11 protein-coding genes are annotated in these 21,465 nt (G+C 67.5%); 7 read left to right on the top strand and 4 right to left on the bottom strand.

The window, feature by feature from the left end:
• Positions 1-69: 69 nt before the first annotated feature.
• The 3 genes from XARJCFBP2528_RS16790 to XARJCFBP2528_RS16800 all read right to left on the bottom strand — a co-directional run bounded on the left by XARJCFBP2528_RS16790 (position 70) and on the right by XARJCFBP2528_RS16800 (position 5,109).
• Complete coding sequence (locus XARJCFBP2528_RS16790; RefSeq protein WP_016902888.1) at positions 70-2,979, bottom strand: valine--tRNA ligase; 2,910 nt, start codon at positions 2,977-2,979, stop codon at positions 70-72.
• A gap of 108 nt (positions 2,980-3,087) precedes the next feature.
• Positions 3,088-3,513, bottom strand: a complete 426-nt coding sequence (locus tag XARJCFBP2528_RS16795; protein ID WP_016902887.1) for a DNA polymerase III subunit chi — start codon at positions 3,511-3,513, stop codon at positions 3,088-3,090.
• A 114-nt stretch (positions 3,514-3,627) separates the two neighbouring features.
• Positions 3,628-5,109, bottom strand: a complete 1,482-nt coding sequence (locus XARJCFBP2528_RS16800) for a leucyl aminopeptidase (protein WP_016902886.1) — start codon at positions 5,107-5,109, stop codon at positions 3,628-3,630.
• Between the two features lie 107 nt (positions 5,110-5,216).
• Here XARJCFBP2528_RS16800 and lptF point away from each other — a divergent pair, with 107 nt between their 5' ends.
• Together lptF and lptG are read left to right on the top strand one after the other, a co-directional pair.
• The gene (gene lptF, locus XARJCFBP2528_RS16805) at positions 5,217-6,299 is read left to right on the top strand and encodes an LPS export ABC transporter permease LptF (RefSeq protein ID WP_039814671.1); all 1,083 of its coding nucleotides are present in this window, start codon (positions 5,217-5,219) and stop codon (positions 6,297-6,299) included.
• The gene (gene lptG, locus XARJCFBP2528_RS16810) at positions 6,296-7,402 is read left to right on the top strand and encodes an LPS export ABC transporter permease LptG (protein WP_016902884.1); all 1,107 of its coding nucleotides are present in this window, start codon (positions 6,296-6,298) and stop codon (positions 7,400-7,402) included. Before lptF ends, lptG begins: the two co-directional genes overlap by 4 nt.
• A 154-nt stretch (positions 7,403-7,556) precedes the next feature.
• Here the strand turns inward: lptG and XARJCFBP2528_RS16815 are convergent, their stop codons facing one another.
• Entirely contained in the window at positions 7,557-8,018 is a 462-nt protein-coding gene (locus tag XARJCFBP2528_RS16815; protein WP_016902883.1) for an RDD family protein, read from the bottom strand.
• Positions 8,019-8,205: 187 nt separating this feature from the next.
• On the opposite strand from XARJCFBP2528_RS16815, the gene xerD reads away from it, so the two are divergent.
• The 5 genes from xerD to XARJCFBP2528_RS16840 all read left to right on the top strand — a co-directional run bounded on the left by xerD (position 8,206) and on the right by XARJCFBP2528_RS16840 (position 21,236).
• Positions 8,206-9,177: a site-specific tyrosine recombinase XerD gene (xerD, locus tag XARJCFBP2528_RS16820; RefSeq protein ID WP_016902882.1), complete on the top strand. Its 972-nt coding sequence runs from the start codon at positions 8,206-8,208 to the stop codon at positions 9,175-9,177.
• A gap of 135 nt (positions 9,178-9,312) precedes the next feature.
• The gene (locus tag XARJCFBP2528_RS16825) at positions 9,313-10,116 is read left to right on the top strand and encodes a DsbC family protein (RefSeq protein WP_016902881.1); all 804 of its coding nucleotides are present in this window, start codon (positions 9,313-9,315) and stop codon (positions 10,114-10,116) included.
• Between the two features lie 393 nt (positions 10,117-10,509).
• The gene (gene purL, locus XARJCFBP2528_RS16830; protein WP_016902879.1) at positions 10,510-14,556 is read left to right on the top strand and encodes a phosphoribosylformylglycinamidine synthase; all 4,047 of its coding nucleotides are present in this window, start codon (positions 10,510-10,512) and stop codon (positions 14,554-14,556) included.
• 747 nt (positions 14,557-15,303) lie between these two features.
• The gene (locus XARJCFBP2528_RS16835) at positions 15,304-19,272 is read left to right on the top strand and encodes a YadA-like family protein (RefSeq protein ID WP_047124904.1); all 3,969 of its coding nucleotides are present in this window, start codon (positions 15,304-15,306) and stop codon (positions 19,270-19,272) included.
• A gap of 179 nt (positions 19,273-19,451) precedes the next feature.
• On the top strand, positions 19,452-21,236 hold the full coding sequence (locus XARJCFBP2528_RS16840) for a S8 family peptidase (protein WP_374057768.1): 1,785 nt from the start codon (positions 19,452-19,454) through the stop codon (positions 21,234-21,236).
• Positions 21,237-21,465: the final 229 nt, after the last annotated feature.

The raw sequence follows: 21,465 nt of genomic DNA on the forward strand, positions 1-21,465 counted from the left end.
GATGCGTGCAGCGTTGCATCGCTTCCCGCAACGCCCGCAACACTGCGGGCGTTGTGCGTGTTGGCGGCGCTAGATCTTGGCGCGTTGTTCGCGCAGGCCGGTCAGCTGCGTGGTCCAGTCGTTCAGGCGCGCGCGTTCCTGCCCAACCACCACGGCCGGCGCGTTCTGCACGAAGGTGGCGTTGCCCAGCTTGCCATTGCACTTGCCGATCTCGCCTTCCACGCGCTTGATTTCCTTGTCCAGGCGCGTGCGTTCGGCATCCATGTCGACCAGGCCTTCCAGCGGCACCAGCAGGGTGAGCTCACCGACGATGGCCGTGGCCGACGGCGGGGTGTCCTGGCCGGCATCAAGCCAGTCGATCGCTTCGAGCTTGAGCAGGAACGACAGCTGCGAGGCAAAGCGGCCAATACGGGCGCGATCGTCAGCAGTGCCGGCCTGCAGCAGCAGGCGTACCTGCTTGGACGGCGGCACGTTCAACTCGCTGCGCACACGACGCAGTGCCGACACCATCGACTTCAGCCATTCGACATCGGCCTCTGCGCTGGCGTAGCTGGCGGTATCGATATCGCCGGCCTGCGGGAATGCCTGCAGCGAGATCGTGGCGGCGGTGATGCCCAGGCGCGGTGCAACCTGCTGCCACAGTTCTTCGGTGACGAATGGGGTGAGCGGGTGCAGCAGGCGCAGCAGCGCTTCGAGCACCTGCAGCAGGGTGCGGCGGGTGCTGTCGGCGGCGCGGGCGTCGTTGCCGTTCAACGCCGGCTTGGTCAGCTCCAGGAACCAGTCGCAGAACTCGTTCCAGGCGAACTCGTACAGGCATTGCGCCAGCAGGTCGAATCGATAGGCGGCGTAGTGCGCCTCGGCTTCGGCGCTGACCTTGTCCAGCCGCACCAGGATCCACTTTTCTGCATCGGTGACCGGCACATGCTTGCCCGAGTCCGGATGCGAGGCGGTGTCCGCATGGTTCGTCCCCCGGGCGCGTGGCGACGCGTCTGTCGCTTCCGCGGCCGCGGGATCCCCGGGGCGCGTATTCATCAGCACAAAGCGCGTGGCGTTCCACAGCTTGTTGCAGAAGTTCTTGTAGCCTTCGGCGCGGCCGAGATCGAACTTGATGTCGCGGCCATGCGTGGCCAGTGCGGCGATGGTGAAGCGCAGCGCGTCGGCACCGTGGGCGATGATGCCGTCCGGGAATTCCTTGCGTGTGGCTTTTTCGATCTTCTCGGCCATGCGCGGCTGCATCAGCCCGTTGGTGCGCTTGGCCACCAGGTCTTCGATGCTGATGCCGTCGATGATGTCCAGCGGATCGAGCACGTTGCCCTTGGACTTGGACATCTTCTGGCCCTGCGCATCGCGGATCAGGCCGGTGATGTAGACATCGCGGAACGGCACCTGGCCGGTGAAGCTGTCGGTGGCCATGATCATGCGCGCCACCCAGAAGAAGATGATGTCGAAGCCGGTGACCAGCACCGACGACGGCAGATAGCGTTCGAAGCCGCGCTCGGCCATCGCGTTCGCATCCGGCCAGCCCAGCGTGGAGAACGGCCACAGTTGCGAGGAGAACCAGGTTTCCAGCACGTCGCTGTCCTGTTGCAGCGCGACGTCGGCACCCAGGCCGTGTTTCGCGCGCACCTCGGCTTCGTCATGGCCGACATAGCACTTGCCTGCCTCGTCGAACCACGCCGGGATGCGATGGCCCCACCACAGCTGACGGCTGATGCACCAGTCCTGGATGTTCTCCATCCAGTGGCGATAGGTGTTGATCCAGTTCGGCGGCACGAACTTGACCTGGCCGCTTTCGACCAGTTCCAGGCCGCGCCTGGCCAGCGCGTCCATCTTCACGAACCACTGGTCGGTGAGATAGGGCTCGATCACCTGGCCGGTGCGATCGCCGCGCGGCACCTGCAGCTTGTGTGGCTTGGTTTCGCCCAATACGCCCAGGTCTTCCAGTTCCGACAGCACCAGCTTGCGGGCGTCATAACGATCCAGGCCGCGATAACGCTCCGGCGCATTCTCGTTGATGGTGGCGGTGACGGTGAACAGGTTGATCAGCGGCAGGTCATGCCGCACGCCTACCTGGTAATCGTTGAAATCATGCGCAGGCGTGACCTTGACCACGCCGGTGCCGAAGGCGCGGTCGACATAATCGTCGGTGATCACCGGCACCTGCCGGCCAGTCAGCGGCAGCACGATGCGGGCGCTGTGCAGCGTGGCGTAGCGCGGGTCTTCCGGATGCACCATCACCGCGGTGTCGCCCAGCATGGTCTCCGGGCGCGTGGTGGCGACCACCAGGTAATCGCGGGTTTCGCGCAGCGTCTCGACGCCGTCGGTATCGTGCTCGACGTGCTCGTAGGTCACGCCGTCGGCCAGCGGGTAGCGGATCGACCACAGGAAGCCGTCTTCTTCGACGTTTTCCACTTCCAGGTCGGAGATCGCGGTCTTCAGCACCGGGTCCCAGTTGACCAGGCGCTGGCCGCGATAGATCAGGCCCTGCTCGTACCAGCGCACGAAGGCTTCGTTGACCGCGGCCGACGGCTGCGGGTCCATGGTGAAGGTGCTGCGCGACCAGTCGCTGGAGGTGCCCAGCCGGCGCATCTGGCGCTCGATGGTGTCGCCGGACTCGGCCTTCCATTCCCACACCTTGGCGATGAAGCCCTCCCGCCCGAGCGAGTCGCGCGTTTCGCCGTTGCCTTCCAGGGCCAGGTTGCGCGACACCACCATCTCGGTGGCGATGCCGGCATGGTCGGTGCCCACCTGCCACAGCGTATCGAAGCCGCGCATGCGGTGATAGCGCACCAACGTATCCATCAGCGTCTGCTGGAACGCATGGCCCATATGCAGCGTCCCGGTCACATTCGGCGGCGGCAGCAGCACGGTATACGGCTCACCCTTGCCGGACGGCACGAAATAACCGGCCGCCTCCCACTGCGCGTACAGGCGCGATTCGAAAGAAGAGGGTTCGTAGCTGGAGGCGAGGGTGGTCATAAGGCGGGGAATGGAGAGTCGGAAATAGGGAATGGGGAAAGCGGGTGTGTTGAAAAGTGAAGGTCTACGGGGCAGTCGACGTTCAATTCTCGATTCCCCATTCCCGATTCACATGTCGTACTTGGTCAGTTCCAGGCCCAGGGCCTTGTACTGCTTCCAGCGCTCGCGCAGCGGTTCGCGGGCGGCGGGGTCGGCCGGGACGACTTCCAGTACGCGGTCGCAGGCGCCCAGGTAGGGGTCGTCGCGCAGGTTGATCACCAGCGGGCGCGAGGGGGCATCGAACTCCGGCGCGGCGATCAATACCGGCGCCAGTTCGTCTTCCTCGTCGGTGCCGGCAATCTGGTGCGGGATGTAGGCCTCGTCGTCGAATGCCCACAGCAGGTCGTCCAATGCCTCGGCCTGCGCGGCGTCGCGCGCCAGGATCAGCGTGGACAGGTTGGCGTCGTTGGCCTTGCGCGCGAGCTCGCAGACCAGCCGCAGCGGTTCGTTGAGGAAGCGCGGTTTGGCGATCAGGTAAAAGTCGGCACGCGGCATCAGGGCAGGGAATCGGGAGAGGAGAATTGGGAATGGTCACGGCACCGCCGCGACCCCGAAGGTCGCGCCGGTGCCTGAAAGGAAAGGGCTTTCACGATTCCCTGTTCCCGATTTTCAATTCCCACCTTCGGCGCGATCCAGCAACCACTGGGTCAGCAGCCCCACCGGGCGGCCGGTAGCCATGCCGCGCTTGCCTTCGTCGCTGGCCACGCCGGCGATGTCCAGATGCGCCCAGCGCTGGTTCTCGGTGAAGCGCGACAGGAAGCAGCCGGCGGTGATCGCGCCGCCCCAGCGGCCGCCGATGTTGTAGACGTCGGCGAAGGTGGAATCCAGCAGGCCCTGGTACTCGTCCCACAGCGGCAGGCGCCAGGCACGGTCGAACACGTGCTCGCCGGCGGCCAGCAGTTCGTTGGCCAGGTCGTCGTGCTTGCTCATCAGGCCGGCGGTCTGGTGGCCCAGCGCCACCATGCAGGCGCCGGTCAGCGTGGCCACGTCCACCAATGCTTCGGGGTTGAAGCGCTCGGCGTAGGTCAGCGCATCGCACAGGATCAGGCGGCCTTCGGCGTCGGTGTTGCCGACCTCGATGGTCTTGCCGGACATGCTGGTGATCACATCGGAGGGGCGGTACGCATTGCCGTCGATGGCGTTCTCCACCGCCGGCACCACCACCACCAGGTTGATCGGCAGCTCGGCCTTGACGGTGGCCACGAAGGTGCCGATGACGTTGGCGCCGCCGCACATGTCGTACTTCATTTCCTCGATGCCGCCCTGCGTCTTGAGGTTGACGCCGCCGGTGTCGAAGGTGATGCCCTTGCCGACCAGCACGTAGGGACGCGCGTCGCCTCCGCCGTTCCACTTCAGCACGATCAGCCGCGGGCGGTTGGCCGAGCCACGCGCCACCGACAGCAGCGAGCCCATGCCGAGCGACTCCATCTGTGTTTCGTCCAGGATCTCGGCCTCGGCGCCGGGGAACTTGCCGGCGAACGCGGCGGCGGTCTCGGCCAGATAGGCCGGTGTGCAGTAGTTCGGCGGCAGGTTGCCCAGCTCGCGGGCGAACTCCACGCCCTCGGCGGTGGCCACGCCCACGGCCAGTGCGCGGGCGTCGTCGCCGGCGATCGCCAGCGTGGTCAGGCCGGTCTCGTCGACCTTCTTCTTGCCCAGCGTGGCGGTGTAACGGTAAGCGGCGTGGTCGCTGACGATGATGGCCTGGCGGATGTTCCAGGCGCTGTCGCGCGCCTTGACCGGCAATTCGGTCAGGGTGAGCAGGGCGGTGCCGACCGGGCCGGTCTTCAGCGCGCGGGTCGCGTCGCCCACCGCCTTGAGGTACGGCGCCACGCCGAACTTGCCGGCCTCGCCCAGGCCGACCACCAGCACGCGCGGGGCGGCGACGCCGGGCAGGTCGTGCAGCAGGCTGGTGCTGCCGGTCTTGGCAGCCACATCGCCCCGTGCCACCAGGGCCGTCAGACGGCCCTGGCTGGCGCTATCGAGTGCCTGGGCAGCGGGCGACAGGGTCTTGTCGGCGAACACGCCAACCACGATGCAGTCGACGGCGGCGCTTGCCGGCGCGTCTTGGTTCAGGGTGAATTGCAGGGCCATTGATCAGATTCCGTAGGCAAATCCGTACAATCGCGGGCTGTTTACGCCAACCTGACTAGGCTGGCGCCGCCGCGAACGAATCCGAGAGTTTAAAACAAGCCCACCCCATGCCGAAGCTCGATCGATACCTGCTTAGCGATTTCACCCAGAGCTTCCTGGCCACCTTGATCGTGCTGCTGGTCGTCAGCGTCGGCGGTGTGCTGGTGGATATCCTCGGCAATATCGCCGATGGCCGCATCCCTGCTCGCTTGCTGCTGTCTCAGGTAGGCCTGCAATTCGTGGCGTATCTGCCGATCATTCTGCCGCTGGCGCTGATGCTGGGGCTGTTATTGGCACTGGCGCGGCTGTACCGCGATTCAGAAATGGCCGTCATCACCGCCATCGGTGTGGGCCCGCGGCGCCTGCTGCGGCCGATGCTGATGCTGGTGGTGCCGGTGGTGGTGGTGATCGGGCTGTGCTCGCTGTGGCTGGGCCCCTGGGCCAGCCGCACCGCCGAGACCATGCTGGAAGACGCCAACCGCAGCATCGTGATGGCCGGCCTGGAGTCGGGCAAGTTCACCCCGCTGTCCGGCGGCGGGGTGGTCTACCTGACCACGATCTCGGCCGACGGCAAGGGCCTGGGCAAGGTCTTCATGCAGCGCCAGAAGGACGACCGCATCGATGTGGTCACCGCCGACCGCGGCGCGATGTTCTTCGAAGGCAAGGCCGACCGATATCTGCGCCTGGAGGACGGTTACCGCATCGAAGGCCCGGCCGCCGGCAATACCCTGGACTACCGCCTGATGAAGTTCGCCAGCAACGATGTGGCCTTGCCCGACCGGACCCAGGTGCACGATGCCAACGATCCGGAAGTGATGTGGACCACGCAGTTGCTGTCGGACCAGCGCCCGGCCGCGCGCGCGCAGCTGCATGAACGCCTGGCGCCGCCGCTGCTGGCGCTGGCCTTTGCGCTGCTGACCCTGCCGCTGTCGCGCAGCGCGCCGCGGCAGCAGCGGTATGGCCGGATCATGCTGGCCTTCCTGGCTTACATGGTGGGCACCAATCTGATGATCGTCGGCACCCAGTGGATCGCCAATGGCAAGACGCCGGCCGCGCTCGGTCTGTGGTGGCTGACCCTGCCGCTGCTGGCGGTGGCGATCTGGGCGTATGCGCGCGATGGCCGCGTGCGTCGGCCGAGGGTGCGCGCATGAGGCTGATGCCGCGGGTGCATGACTGGTACATCGGGCGTGCGGTGTTGTTCACCGTGCTGCTGACATGGGCGGTGCTGCTGGGCCTGGACCTGGTCAACGCCTTTGCCAGCGAGGCCAAAAGCATCGGCCAGGGCAGCTACAGCTTTGGCCATGCGGTGGCCTATGTGGCCTATACCGTGCCGCGCCGGGCCTACACCTTGTTTCCCACCGCGGCGGTGATCGGCGCCTTGATGGGCCTGGGCCAGCTGGCGGCAACGTCCGAGCTCACCGCGCTGCGCGCGCTGGGCGTGTCGCGCAAGCGCATGTCGGCCTCGGTGGTGGCGGCCATGGCGCTGCTGACCGCCACCATGGTGATCAGTGGCGAGACGGTGGGGCCATGGGCACAGAACCAGGCCGATACCCTCAAGACCAGCGCCCGCTACAACAGCAATATGGCCGGCTCGCGCTATTCCGGCCTGTGGGCGCGCGAGGGCGACACCTTCCTCAACGCGCTCAGCGGCGAAGAAAAGCTGCTCGATGGCGGCGGCACCGCGCTGGACCTGCACGATGTGCGGCTGTACCACCTCGATGCCAGCGGCCGCATGCAGCAGCTGACCTACGCGGCGCTGGCCGAGAACCGCAACGGGATCTGGACGCTGCGCCAGGTGCGCCGCGATACCTTCCAGGAGCGCTCGGTGCAGCGCGAAACCTTCCCCGAGCTGCCGTGGCAATCCCAGCTCAGCCCGGCGGCGCTGGCGGCAGGGCTGGCCAAGCCGCGCAACCTGTCCGCGCGCGATCTGGAACAGAGCATCGAGTACCGCCGCCGCAACGGCCTGGACGCACGCGACTACGAAGACCAGTACTGGAGCCGCTGGTTCTATCCGCTCAACGTATTGGCGCTGTGCCTGGCGGCAATCCCGTTCTCGTTCGGTTCGCTGCGTAGCGGCGGCCTGGGCAAGCGGCTGTTCCTGGGCATCCTGTTCGCGCTGGGGTTTTGGCTGCTGCAGCTGTTCTTCGGCCGCATGGCCGGCGCACTCAAGCTGGATTACCGCATCGCCTACGCGCTGCCGCCGATGGTGATGCTGGGCGTGTCGGCATGGCTGTTCCGACGGCGCAGTAGCTGACGCCGATGCGTCGGTTCAGCGTGTTCGGAACCTTGCTCTGCCTGTTCTGAGCAGCGGTTGCCGCTCCACGCGTGTAGGCGGTCAGTAGATCGCATGACCGCCGCACTCCTGTGGTGCCTGCCGTAAAGATCGGCAAGAGGCCGGCCTGGTCGTTTCAGCGTTTGGGCGTGCGCTGCAGCCGGGTGCCACTGGCGCGGTCGTGCCAGGCCAGGCGGTCCCGGTCCAGCCAGGCCCACCAGAATCCTGCGCCAGCCAGGGCCAGCGACAGCGTGCCGACGGCATAGCGGATCCAGAGCGCGCGCCAGGTGGCTTGCGGCCCGATCAGCGACAGCCGCCACGGGCGCATGCCCAGGGTCTGGCCACCCCGTCGCCAGCTGACGGTGGCGTACACCCCGGCGGCGATCCAGCAGCACAGCCACAACAGCCATTGCCAGCCGCTGAAGGGGGCAATGTTTTCGCGGGCCGGGTGCCCGGCAAGCGTAAAGCCCAGCGTGAACGCGGCGGAGATCAGCATCCATAGCGCCAGGACCGGCCAGGCGTCGTAGCACAGGGCCAGCAGGCGCCAGACCACCAGGGCGGGCGGGCGCGCGCTGCGCGGTGAAGGGGGCGAGGTCATGCCGCGAGCATAGCCGGCGCAGCCGATCGGGCAACGTCGCGCTGCGGCAATCCCGCGCCGGGCCGGGCCTGTGCGTCGAGGCAGGAGCGATGTGGTGGGTGGCTTGTCGAGGCAAGCCGCACCGCCAATCTCGCGCCTGGCCGACACGGCGCGCCGCAAATCGCATGTCACGCTCTATGCTGTTGCGATGTCAGCCAGCAGTCCCGCCGAACGTCGCCAACTGGCGCAACACCTGCCACCGGTGCAGGCCGCCGATGCCGCCGCCATCGAACGCTTCCTGGACCGGTTATGGGCCGAGCAGGGCGTGGCACGGCAGACCCTGGACAGTTACCGGCGCGACCTGGAAGGGCTGGCGCGCTGGCGCGACGGTGCCGGCGGCGGCCTGCTGGGTGTCGATCGGGCGGCGTTGTTCGACTATCTGCGCTGGCGCTCTCAGGCCAATTACTCCCCACGCAGCACAGCGCGGCTATTGTCGACGCTGCGGGCGTTCTACGCGCTGTGCCTGCGCGATGGGGTACGCAGCGACGACCCGACGGCGCTGATCGACCCACCAAAGTTGCCCCGTAGCTTGCCCAAGGCGCTGACCGAAACGCAGATCGAGGCGCTGTTAGCCGCGCCCGAGATCGACACGCCGCTGGGCCTGCGCGACCGCGCAATGCTCGAGCTGATGTATGCGGCCGGCCTGCGCGTCAGCGAACTGGTCAACCTGCCGGCAGTGGGGGTCAACCTGCGCCAGGGCGTGCTGCGGGTCACAGGCAAGGGCAGCAAGGAGCGGCTGGTACCGCTGGGCGAGGAATCCCAGCACTGGCTGGAGCGGTATCTGAGCCAGGCGCGCCCGCTGCTGGCCAGCCACAAGGCGGTGGCGGCAGTGGACGGGCAGGTGCCGTTGTTCATCGATGCAGCGCGGCAGCCGCCCAGCCGCCAGCAGTTCTGGGCGCTGGTCAAACGCTATGCGGCGGTGGCCGGGATCGACCCCGCCACGGTCAGCCCGCACGGGCTGCGGCACAGCTTTGCCACCCATCTGCTCAACCACGGTGCGGACCTGCGCGCGCTGCAGATGCTGCTCGGTCACAGCTCGCTGTCCACCACGCAGATCTACACCCTGGTGGCGCGTCAGCACCTGCAGAAGCTGCACGCCGCCCATCATCCGCGCGGCTGACTGCGGCTGCAGGCGCAGCGGCGGCCCGCCGTGGCCCATTCAGCGGCTCGGCCGGCAAACAAAGCGTCCCGCTCGCTGCCTGGCTTCATCTGCGCTGTGCGAGAATCCAGGCACCCCATTCCACTGGATGCGTGAATGTATCGTCTTGCCATCGCCGCGCTGCTGGGCGCAATCAGCCTTACCGCCTGCGCGCAATCCTCGCAGCCTGCGGCAAGCAACGCCGGCGCCAAGCCAGCTGCCGCCGCTGCCCCCGCCGCTGCGGGCAATGTGGACCAGCGTGTGAGCGTCGCGCTCAAGGCGCTGGATCCGGATTTCAAGCCGGACTACATCGGCGCCGCGCCGTTTCCCGGTTTCCGCGAAGTGGTGGTCGGCGGACAGGTGCTGTACGTCAGCGACGACGGCCGTTACCTGATCCAGGCGCAGCCGTTCGACATCCAGAACAAGCAGTTCGCTGCCAGCCCGGGCCTGCTGGCCTACCGCCGCAAGCAGCTGGAGACCGTGCCCAAGGCCGACCGCATCGTGTTCGCACCGGCAAACCCCAAGTACACCGTGACGGTGTTCACCGACGTGGAATGCGGCTACTGCCGCAAGCTGCACAGCGAGATCGGCGAGCTCAACAAGCAGGGGATCGCGGTGGAATATCTGGCGTTTCCGCGCATGGGCCTGGGCAGCCAGGACCACAAGGAAATGATCGCGGTGTGGTGCGCGGCCGACCGCAAGCAGGCACTGACCGCGGCCAAGTCCGGGCAGCCGGTGAATGCCAAGGACTGCAAGAACCCGGTGTCGATGGAATACACGCTGGGCCAGCGTCTGGGCGTCAACGGCACCCCGGCGATCTTTGCGCCGGACGGCACCCAGCTCGGTGGCTACCTGCCGCCGGCGCAGCTGCGTGAGGCGCTGGAAAAGCGCGCGGTCAGCACTGCCGGCGGCAGCCGCTGAGGTATCCGGCAGCGGCGCTGGGATGCCGGCCGCTGCGGCGGTCGGTGTGATCGATCAGGAGGCCGGAGTGCGCATGCATTCCGGCCTCTTGCGTTTCAGGGTCGGGCTGGCTGCACGGTTGATGCGGTGAGAGCGGCGGTGGACCGGTGGTGGCTAGCGCTGCGGACGTTGCCACCGCGCTGAGACCCGGCCCAAGCGCGGGCATGCGCGTGAATCCCTGCCGGCATCGCCATCCGCCTTCGCCGTTGCCGCATCGGCCGGAACGCGCCGAATCCGGCCCGGGCTGTGCGAATGATCACTGCATGGATCGGCGGCCCACCCACGCCGGGTCCGGCGCCGACGCATCAGCTCCGTTACAATCTGCAGCCCCGTTTCTGACACGGTTCCCCGGACATGATGGTCCTCGAGGGCGCTTCCGCCCTTTCGCCGTTCCGCCGCGCTCGGCTCGAAACCCGCCTGCAAACCCTCGTTCCCGCGCTGCGCATCACCGGCGCCTGGCACGTGTACTTCATCCGCGCCGAGGCCGGGCAAGCGCCCGACCAGGCCATCTTGCAGCGGATCCTGCAGGCCGAAGCCGCTCCCGCGCCGCGGGCCGAGGATGCCTCCTCGCGCTATGTGGTGCCGCGTCTGGGCACCTTGTCGCCGTGGTCGAGCAAGGCCACCGAACTGGTGCGCGGGGCCGGGCAGCCGATCCAGCGCGTGGAGCGCGGCACCCGCATCGATCTGGCCGGCTGGCCGGCCGACGAAGCGATGCAGGCCGCCGTGGCCAAGCTGCTGCACGACCCGATGACGCAGTCGCTGCTCGGCTCGGCCGCGGCCGCCGAGGCGCTGTTCAACGTGCCCGATCGCGGGCAGTTGCAGCGCGTGCCGCTGGCGGCGCTGGAACAGGCCAACCGCGACCTCGGCCTCGCGCTGGCGCAGGACGAGATCGACTACCTGCGCGAACGCTTCGCCGAGCTGGGCCGCGACCCGGCCGATGTCGAGCTGATGATGTTCGCCCAGGCCAATTCCGAGCACTGCCGGCACAAGATCTTCAATGCCAGCTGGACCATCGACGGCAAGCCGCAGGAACGCTCGCTGTTCCGCATGATCAAGCACACCCACCAGCAGACCCCACAGCACACCTTGTCGGCCTACAGCGACAACGCGGCGGTGGTGGAAGGTGTGCCGGCCGCGCGCTATCGCCCGGATCCGGCCAGCGGCGAGTACCGCGCCGAGGCAGTGCTGCCGTCGGCGTTTGCGATCAAGGTCGAGACGCATAACCACCCGACCGCGATCGCGCCGTTTCCCGGTGCCGCCACCGGTGCCGGTGGCGAGATCCGCGACGAAGGCGCCACCGGCCGCGGCGGCAAGCCCAAGGCCGGGCTGACCGGGTTCACGGTGTCGCATCTGCGCATCCCGACCCTGCCGCAGCCGTGGGAGGCGCCGCGCGCGCTGAACCCGCGCATGGCCCCGGCGCTGGACATCATGCTTGACGGCCCGCTCGGCGGCGCCGCGTTCAACAACGAATTCGGCCGGCCGAACCTGCTCGGCTATTTCCGCAGTTTCGAGCTTGCCGAAGGTGAGGGCCTGACCCGCGCCTACGACAAGCCGATCATGCTGGCCGGCGGCCTGGGCGCGATCGATCGCAATCAGGTCGAGAAGCTGCGCCTGCAGCCCGGCGATGCGGTGATCGTGCTGGGCGGCCCGGCGATGCTGATCGGCCTGGGCGGCGGTGCAGCCAGCTCGGTGGCGGCCGGCGACAGCGCCGAGGCGCTGGATTTCGCCAGCGTACAGCGCGAAAACCCGGAGATGGAGCGCCGCTGCCAGGAGGTCATCGACCGCTGCGTGGCGCTGGGCAGCGACAACCCGATCCGCTGGTTCCACGATGTGGGCGCGGGCGGCCTGTCCAATGCCATCCCCGAGTTGCTGCACGACTCCGGCGTGGGCGGCATCATCGACCTGGGCCGCGTGCTCACCGACGACCCCTCGCTGTCGCCGCTGGAACTGTGGTGCAACGAATCGCAGGAGCGCTACGTGCTGGGCGTACCGCAGGCACGCCTGGACGAATTCGCCGCCATCTGCGCGCGCGAACGCTGCCCGTTTGCCGCCGTCGGCGTGGCCACGGCCGAGGAGCGGCTGGTGGTTGGCTATGGCGTGTTTGGGGACGGGAATCGGGATTCGGGAATCGGGAATGGCAACAGCACGCTGCCGGCTGCCGATGTCGCTTCTCGCCATTCCCCATTCCCCACTCCCGATTCCCCGCTCCCGATCGACCTGCCGATGGACGTGCTCTTCGGCAAGGCACCAAAGATGCATCGCGATGCGGTGCATCCGCCGGCGCCGCAGTGGCCGGTGCTGCAGACCGCCGCGCTGGACCTGCAGCAGGCCGGCCTGCGCGTGCTGGCGCATCCCACGGTGGCGTCCAAGAGCTTTCTGGTGACCATCGGCGACCGCAGCGTGGGCGGCCTGACCGCGCGCGAGCAGATGATCGGGCCGTGGCAGCTGCCGCTGGCCGATTGCGCGATCACCCTGGCCGGCTTCGACACCTTCGCCGGCGAGGCGATGTCGATCGGCGAGCGCACCCCGCTGGCGTTGTTGAACGCCGCCGCGTCGGCGCGCATGGCGGTGGGCGAGGCGATCACCAACCTGTGCGCCGCGCCGGTGCAGACGCTGGACAGCATCAAGCTGTCGGCCAACTGGATGGCCGCCGCCGGTCACGCCGGCGAGGACGCGCTGCTGTACGACGCGGTGCGCGCGATCGGCATGGAGCTGTGCCCGGCGCTCGAGCTGAGCGTGCCGGTGGGCAAGGACTCGCTGTCGATGCAGGCGCAGTGGGTTGTCGGGAATGGAGAATCGGGAATCGGGAATGGCAAAACGCCGCAGCCCTCCGCTTCCACCATTCCCCATTCCCCATTCCCCATTCCCGGTGAAACCCACAAGAGCGTTTCACCGGTCTCATTGATCATCAGTGCATTCGCGCCGGTCGGCGATGTGCGCACGCAGTTGACGCCGTTGTTGCGTAGCGACGAAGAGAGCGAGCTGTGGTTGATCGGGCTGGGTGGCGGCAAGCAGCGCCTGGGCGGCTCGGTGCTGGCGCAGGTGTATGCCGACGCTGCGGCATTGCCGGCGTTCGGCGGCGAGGTGCCGGATCTGGACGATGCGCAGCGGCTGCGCAGCTTCTTTGAACTGATCCGCGCAGCGCGCGAGAGCGGCCTGTTGCTGGCGTATCACGACCGCAGCGATGGCGGTGCGTTTGCGGCGCTGTGCGAGATGGCGTTCGCCTCGCGGCAGGGTCTGGACATCACCCTCGATGCCTGGGGCGACGATGCGTTCCGCAGCCTGTTCAATGAAGAACTGGGCGCGGTGGTACAGATCGCCAGCGAGGATCGCGCCGCGTTTGCCGATCTGGTCGAGCGGCATGCGCTGACCGAGTGCGCGCAGCGCATCGCACGCCCCACCGGCGCGCCGCGCATCCGCGTGAGCGGGCAGGGCCGGGTGCTGGCCGAGTGGCGTTGGGAAGCCTTGTTCGATGCCTGGTGGTCGGTGACACACGCCATGCAGAAATTGCGCGACAACCCGGAAACCGCCGACGAGGAGCGCGCGCAGGCGCGCGACTTCCAGGCGCCGGGATTACGTCCGAAGCTGGTGTTCGATCCGTCCGAAGACGTGGCGGCGCCCTTCGTGGCGACCGGTGCGCGGCCCAAGGTGGCGATCCTGCGCGAGCAGGGCGTCAACGGGCAGATCGAGATGGCCTACAACTTCGAACGCGCCGGTTTCCGTGCGTTCGACGTGCACATGAGCGACCTGATCGAAGGCCGCGTGGATCTGGCGCAGTTCTCCGGGTTTGCCGCCTGTGGCGGCTTCAGCTACGGCGACGTGCTGGGTGCCGGCCGCGGCTGGGCCACCTCGATCCTGGAGCGCTCGGCCTTGCGCGATGCGTTCGCCGCGTTCTTTGCGCGCAGCGATACCTTCGCATTGGGTGTATGCAACGGCTGCCAGATGCTTAGCCAGCTCAAGGACATCATTCCCGGTGCCGAGCATTGGCCGCGCTTTTTGCGCAATCGCAGCGAGCAGTTCGAAGCGCGCACCGCCTTGCTGGAAGTGGTGGAGTCGCCGTCGATCTTCCTGCGCGGCATGGCCGGCTCGCGGATTCCGGTGGCGGTGGCGCATGGCGAAGGCCGCGCCGAGTTCGACACCGTGGTGGATCAGGCGGCTGCCCGTGTGGCCCTGCGCTTCATCGATGGCGATGGCGCGGTGGCATCGCAGTACCCGCTCAATCCGAACGGCTCGCCGGACGGCATCACCGGCCTGACCAGCAGCGACGGTCGCGCCACCATCCTGATGCCGCATCCGGAGCGCACTCCGCGCACGGCAAACCTGAGCTGGCACCCGGCCGACTGGGGCGAGGACTCGCCGTGGCTGCGCATGTTCCGCAACGCGCGGGTCTGGTGCGGTTGACGGTAGGGAGGTGTGCGGCGTGAGCTGAAGCGCCGTTCCAACCGTGTCATTGGACGGCCGTGTGCAGCGATGCACACGGCCGTTGTCGTTTCCGGTGTCGGAGCTGCGCGACGGGCCTGCGGCGGTGTCGAGTCCTTCGACCGTTGCCGCGAGCGGCGTGGCGATGCGTGGTGCTTTGTGAGCAAGAAAATGCATGGCCGCGTTTGGGTCGACTGCAGGCTCCCAAGGAGCCGGGCTCGCCTGCAACAGCTGCCAATGGCAGCCACGTCCTTGCACGCAGCGCGCGCAGCGGCAGGACACTCTAGAAAAACGCGGTTTTCCAGCCTGGCCTGCGGCCAGCACAAGGCTTGTCGCCATCACGTTGCATGCCTTGCTGGTGGGGGCGAACGCCTGCGCTCGCATTGGCGCTGTTGCGATGAACTGCATTTAGTGAAGGTCGAAACATGGTTTACTTTAAGTAACTATCAAAACTACTAGGTATTTAGTCGAAGTATCTGGTGATGCTGCTTGTGTGACGTCAATCTCAATTGAACTTTTGGTTTTTCAATAGATTCAGACCACGTTATGAATCTTCGATTCATGGCGTTTCTGCAGCACTTTATGGATTGATCGTGGATGCTTTTGCGCGGGTAGTTCCCGCTGCAGAAGCAGGGCGAGTGCGTTTTCGATAAACCTCAGGGGGACCGTGCGATGCAACCGCACGGTGGTCGGTTTTTACATGCCAGACCAATGGGGAGTAAGTCGTTAATGAAGCGAATTCAATTGGATGCCGGCGGTGAGCAGGGTGCTCATCGCCGAACGGTAAGGCTTGCCCGCGATGCGGGAAATCAAGCGTTATATCGATCTGCGGGGCATGCGCGCGGCAGGCTGGCGGCGGCAATGCTGCTGGCGCTTGCCGGCATGGCTGGAGTTGCCCAGGCCACGACCACCCAAGCCGACGCGCTTGCACATTGCACGGTCGTCCAAGGCCAACAGCGTTGCGACACCGATGCGGCGACAAGCGACAGCGCCGCGCCTGCAACAGCGAGCGCGCAAGCATTGGCAACGCCTGCGGCAGATGCCGATGCACCGGCGTTTGCAGATGGGCAGGATGCGCTGGCACTGGGCAATGCGAGCAATGCGCTGGGCGATGGAACCAGCGCGTTCGGCGGCGGAAGCCTGGCCTTGGAGCGCGACGCCACCGCGATCGGACACAACGTGTCGGCCGCAGGGGAATCGGCAACCGCCGTCGGCAGCGTGGCAACGGTCTACGACTACGACGCATCCGGATTTGTCATCGGGCAACGCGAACAGGCCACGCAGGCGTCCGGTGTGGGGGCCACCGCCGTCGGCGGCGGTGCAGTGGCTGGGGATCCGTTTTCCAGCGCCGTTGGCAGCGGCGCCAGCGCCACTGGCGTGCAGAGCGCGGCGCTGGGTTATCGCGCACAGACCTTCAACGATGGCGCTACCGCCATCGGCGGCTTGTCCACGGCAAGCGGTTTTCTTTCCACCGCCGGCGGCTACAGTTCGCGTGCCAGCGGAGACACGTCCACCGCCTTCGGTTACCGGGCGCGCAGCCAAGGCAGCAGCAGTATCGCGGTGGGCGATACCGCATTGGCCAGTGGCGTGCAGAGCGTGGTGGTCGGTGGCATCAGCAACTCCGGCTCGATCACCGCTGCCACCGGAACAGGCGGCATCGCGCTCGGCGCAGGTGCGCAGAGCCAGTCCGATTATGCGATTGCCATTGGCTACGATTCCAACATCTTTCCCAATGCGCCAGGCAATACCGATGCAGTGGCGATCGGCCACAGCGCCGGTTCGTTCGCGCCACGCACGGTGTCGCTGGGTGGTTTCGCCTTGGCGATGGGCGATGGTGGCATCTCGATCGGTCACGACAGCACCGCCTACACTGAAAACAGCATCGCATTGGGCGCGCGTGCCGGCACCTCGTGGTTCAACGGCAACAACACCGCGATCGGTGCAGATTCCCAAACCAATGGCATCGACGCGGTGGCGATCGGCTATGGCGCGCGTGTGGGCGATTTTGTCGACGATGCCTGGAACCGCTCTGCCTCCAGCGCCGTCGCGCTGGGCGCGCATTCCTACGCGAATCGCAGCAACACGGTGTCGGTTGGCGATGTGCAGGCGGGGCTGACGCGGCAGATCACCAGCATGGCGGCAGGCACCGAGGCCAACGATGCGGTCAATGTCGCCCAGCTCGACAGCGTGCGTGCGGTAGCCGACCGTCTCGACAGCACGCTGGCGATCGGCAAGACCGATACGGACGAAGTCGCTGCCCATGTCGACGGACTCAATGCGCTGGCGCTGGGGAGCGCCAGCAACGCGATCGGCGATGGTGCCAATGCGCTGGGTTCGGGCAGTCTGGCGCTCGGGCGCGATGCCGTGGCCGTCGGCCGCAACGCCAGCGCGGCCGATGCCTCGGCCGTTGCAGTGGGCGGCGTCGCGTCCGTGCCGGTGTTCGATGCGGCGGGTTCCATCGTCGGTGCGCAGGAACAGGCCACCCTGGCCCAGGCGCGCGGTGCAGCGGCGCTGGGCAGCGGGGCGACTGCTACGCGCAGCTTCGCCACCGCGGTCGGCACGGGGGCTGCGGCCAGCGGCGAGCAATCGATGGCGGCTGGATTCAGCGCACGTGCGCAGGATGATGTCGCCACCGCGGTGGGCGCGTTCTCGACCGCGCGCAGTGCGGCGGCGTCGGCCTTCGGTTTTGGTGCGCGGGCCGATGCGAGCATGACCACGGCGGTGGGCTTCAATGCCTCCAGTCTTGGCGAGAGCAGTGTTGCCGTGGGCAGTCTGGCGGTTGCCGCCGGCGAGCGCAGCGTGACGCTTGGCGGCATGTCGCTGATCAGCTCCACGCTCAGGCCGGCGGGTGCGTTCCGGGTCGGTGGTGTTGCCATTGGCGCCGGTGCGCGCAGCGACGGCGATTACGCCGTTGCGCTTGGCTACAACGCCAACGTGTTCTCCAACGACAACAATACCGACGCGGTGGCGATCGGCCATAGCGCCGCGTCGTTCGCTCCGCGCACGGTGTCGCTGGGGGCATTGGCATCTGCCGAGGGCGCGGAGGGCATCGGCATCGGCTATGACGCGCGTGCCACCTCCAGCAGGAGCATCGCGATCGGGAGCGGTGCCAATACGTCGATCCTCTATGGCGACAATATCGCGCTGGGAACCAACGCCAAGGCGGATGCACCCGATGCGATCGCGATCGGGCGCAATGCCAACGTGGGCGTGTTCGTCGGTGAAACGGGCAGCGCGGCGGTGGCATTGGGCGTGCAATCCAATGCGTTGGGCAACAACAGTCTGGCAGTGGGCTACAACGCGTTTACCCGCGAGGGTGGACGTGATGCCGTCGCACTCGGTGCCAATGCCGGTGCCAGCGGTGCCGATTCGGTGGCGCTGGGCGCGGGTTCGCGCAGCTACGAGGCCAACGTGGTGTCGGTGGGCAACGGCAATGGCCGAGGCGGCCCGGCCACGCGCCGCATCGTCAATGTCGGCAATGGTGCGATTGCCGGTGCCAGTACCGATGCGATCAACGGCGGCCAGCTGTTCCAGTCGTTGAGCAATGCCGCCAGCTTCCTCGGCGGTGGTGCGGCAATCGGTGCGCAGGGCGTGTTCGTTGCACCGACCTACGTGATCCAGGGCAGCAGTTACCGCAATGTGGGCGAGGCACTGACTGCGTTGGACAGCAAGGTCAGCGAGCTGGATGCGCGTGGTGGTACGGCGACGCCTGGCGCTGCGGCGCGTTCGGTTGCGGCGCGTGTGGCAACGGCGCCAGCCCCTGCTGCGGACGCCTCAATTGTCGCCACTACCGCAGATGCGACAGACGATGGCCTGCTGTCGACATCGCTGGCGGCTGACGGCATGGCCGGCAGCGCCGTGTCTTCAGTCACCGCAACGGCGAGCGGGCTTGCCGCAAGCAACGCGCTCCAAGGCACGCCCACCGCCGCAATGGTCGGCAGCATCACCCCGGCTGCAACGTCCACCGCCGTCGGCACGGCCGCAGTGGCCAACCACGTGACCGGCACGGCGATCGGCGGCAGCGCGTATGCGCATGGCCCCAACGACACCGCGATCGGCAGCAATGCGCGCGTCAATGCCGATGGCAGCACCGCGGTCGGCGCCAATACGCAGATCGCCGCGGTGGCGACCAATGCGGTGGCGATGGGCGAGGGCGCGCAGGTCAGTGCGGCCTCCGGCACGGCGATCGGCCAGGGCGCACGTGCCAGTGCGCAAGGTGCGGTCGCGCTGGGGCAAGGGTCGGTTGCCGATCGTGCCAACACGGTGTCGGTGGGCAGCGTCGGCGGCGAGCGTCAGGTGGCCAACGTGGCCGCCGGCACGCGTGCCACCGATGCGGTCAACAAGGGCCAGTTGGACAACGGCGTTGCTGCGGCCAACAGCTATACCGACAGCCGCTACAACGCGATGGCCGACAGCTTCGAGACCTACCAGGGCGATATCGAAGACCGTCTGCGTCGGCAGAACCGTCGCCTGGATCGTCAGGGCGCGATGAGCTCGGCGATGTTGAACATGGCCGCCAGCGTCGGTGGCATCGCCACGCAGAACCGCGTCGGTGCCGGCGTCGGTTTCCAGAACGGCGAGTCGGCGTTGTCGGTGGGCTATCAGCGTGCGATCAGCCCGCGCGCCACCTTGACGGTGGGCGGCGCACTCAGCGGCGACGACCGGTCGATCGGCCTGGGCGCCGGCTTCGGCTGGTAGCGCAGGTCTTGCCATCGCAGCGGCTGCGCTTGCGGCGGCTGCGTGCTCACTCATTTGCATTTCATCTTGAAGAGGACGTCATCGTGATTCAGACCCATCGTTCCCGAACTCTCGCCATTGCCTGCAGCGCCGTGCTGTCGCTCGCCAGCGGCATCGCCAGCGCGGCCACACCGGACGGCATGCGCAGCGCGCAACAGGTGCAGGCCATGCGCGACGCGCCGGTCGACGCCATCATCGTCACCTATCGCAGCGGCACAGTGAGCGCGCGCAACGTCGGCGCCGCGTCCACGGCCACCATCACTGCGGCGGCATCACGCGCGGCAGTGCGCCTGGCACCGGCCGCGCGCAGCGGCGCGCAGGCCGCGCCGACGCATGTGCGTACCCTGGCGGTGGGTGGCGAGTTGATCCGGCTGCCCACGCAACTCAGCCGCAGCGACGCCGACCGCCTGGTGCGCGAGCTGCAAGCCGATCCGGCGGTGGAACATGCGCAGATCGATGCACGCGCCTATCCGTTGCAGAGCAGCGGCGGCAGCTTGCCCAACGATCCGCTGCTGGCGAGCAATCAATGGCATCTCACCGATCCGGTCGGCGGCATCGATGCGCCGGCGGCGTGGAAGATCGCGCAGGGCGAGGGCGTGGTGGTGGCGGTGATCGACACCGGCATCCTGCCGGCGCATCCGGATCTAGCCGGCAATCTGCTGCAGGGCTACGACTTCATCACCGATGCCGGCCGGTCGCGACGTCCGACCGATGCACGCGTGGCGGGTGCGCTGGACCGTGGCGACTGGGAAGCCGAAGACGGCGAGTGCGGCATTTTTTCCGCAGCGCATGACAGCTCCTGGCATGGCACCAACGTGGCCGGCACGATCGCCGAAACCACCGGCAACGGCATTGGCGGTGCCGGTGTGGCCTACAAGGCCAAGGTGCTGCCGGTCCGCGTGCTCGGTCACTGCGGTGGGTCGTTTTCGGACATCACCGATGCCATCGTGTGGGCGTCCGGCGGGCATGTGGAAGGTGTGCCGGACAATCGCGACCCGGCGGAAATCATCAACATGAGCCTAAGCGGCTTTGGCCCCTGCGATTCGGTCACGCAGGCGGCGATCGACGGTGCGGTGTCGCGTGGCACCACCGTGGTGGTGGCGGCCGGCAACGATGGCTCGGATGCGTCCAGTACGGTGCCGGCCAACTGCGCCAATGTGGTGTCGGTGGCGGCCACCCGCCTGACCGGCGGCCTGGCGTACTACAGCAATTTCGGCAGCTTGATCGATCTGGCCGCACCCGGCGGCGGCGCGCGCGATCTGGCAACCGACACCTTGTACGACGGCCCGATCGGCAGCTGGATCTGGCAGACCGGTTACACCGGCAAGACCACGCCCACGTCCGGCCAGTTCGACTACATCGGGCCTGGCTTTGCCGGAACCTCGATGGCCTCCCCGCACGTGGCGGGGACTGCCGCACTGGTGCAGAGCGCGCTGATCGCCGATGGCAAGCCGCCGCTGACACCTGCGGCGCTGGAACGCCTGCTCAAGCGCAGTGCGCGCGCGTTTCCGGTGCAGTTGCCGTTGAGCACGCCGGCCGGCAGCGGCATCGTGGATGCCGGCGCGGCGATCGATCGCGCGCTGCGCCGCTGCGACAGCGGCGATCTGGGCTGCCAGCTGGATGCGCAGACGCTGCGCAACAGCGTGCCCGAGCGCGGCTTGTCCAACGTGGCCGGCGATGCCGGTGTATTCGCCTTCGAGGCGAACGCGGGTGCGGTGCTGAGCTTCATCAGCTTCGGCGGCAGCGGGCAGGCGGCGCTGTATGTCGCCCTGGGCCGCGCGCCGAGCGCGAACGACAACGACGGCATGTCCAGCCGCAGCGGAACCAGCCAGACGGTGCGCTTCACCGCACCGCGTGCCGGGACCTATTTCATCCGGCTCGACGGCAGCAGCTTCGATGGAGTGAGCCTGTTGGCGCGCCAGTGATCCGACACATGGCGGCGCAAGGGGGCGCTGACGTCGGTTTCCTGGCGCAGTGATGCGGGTAAAACCGCTCTCGTTGTGGACCGTGATGGGCTGAGTCGTCGGCGCGGGGAGCGCTGACCCGATTCCTGACCTGTTCGGCGCGCGGTTTTGCGCAACCAAGCCTGCTGGCGTCCTGCCAGCGGGCTTTTTTGTCTGCTGTGGACATGCGTATTCAGCTTGGGAATGTCTT

The sequence above is a fragment of the Xanthomonas arboricola pv. juglandis genome, from assembly GCF_001013475.1.
Lineage (GTDB): Bacteria > Pseudomonadota > Gammaproteobacteria > Xanthomonadales > Xanthomonadaceae > Xanthomonas > Xanthomonas arboricola.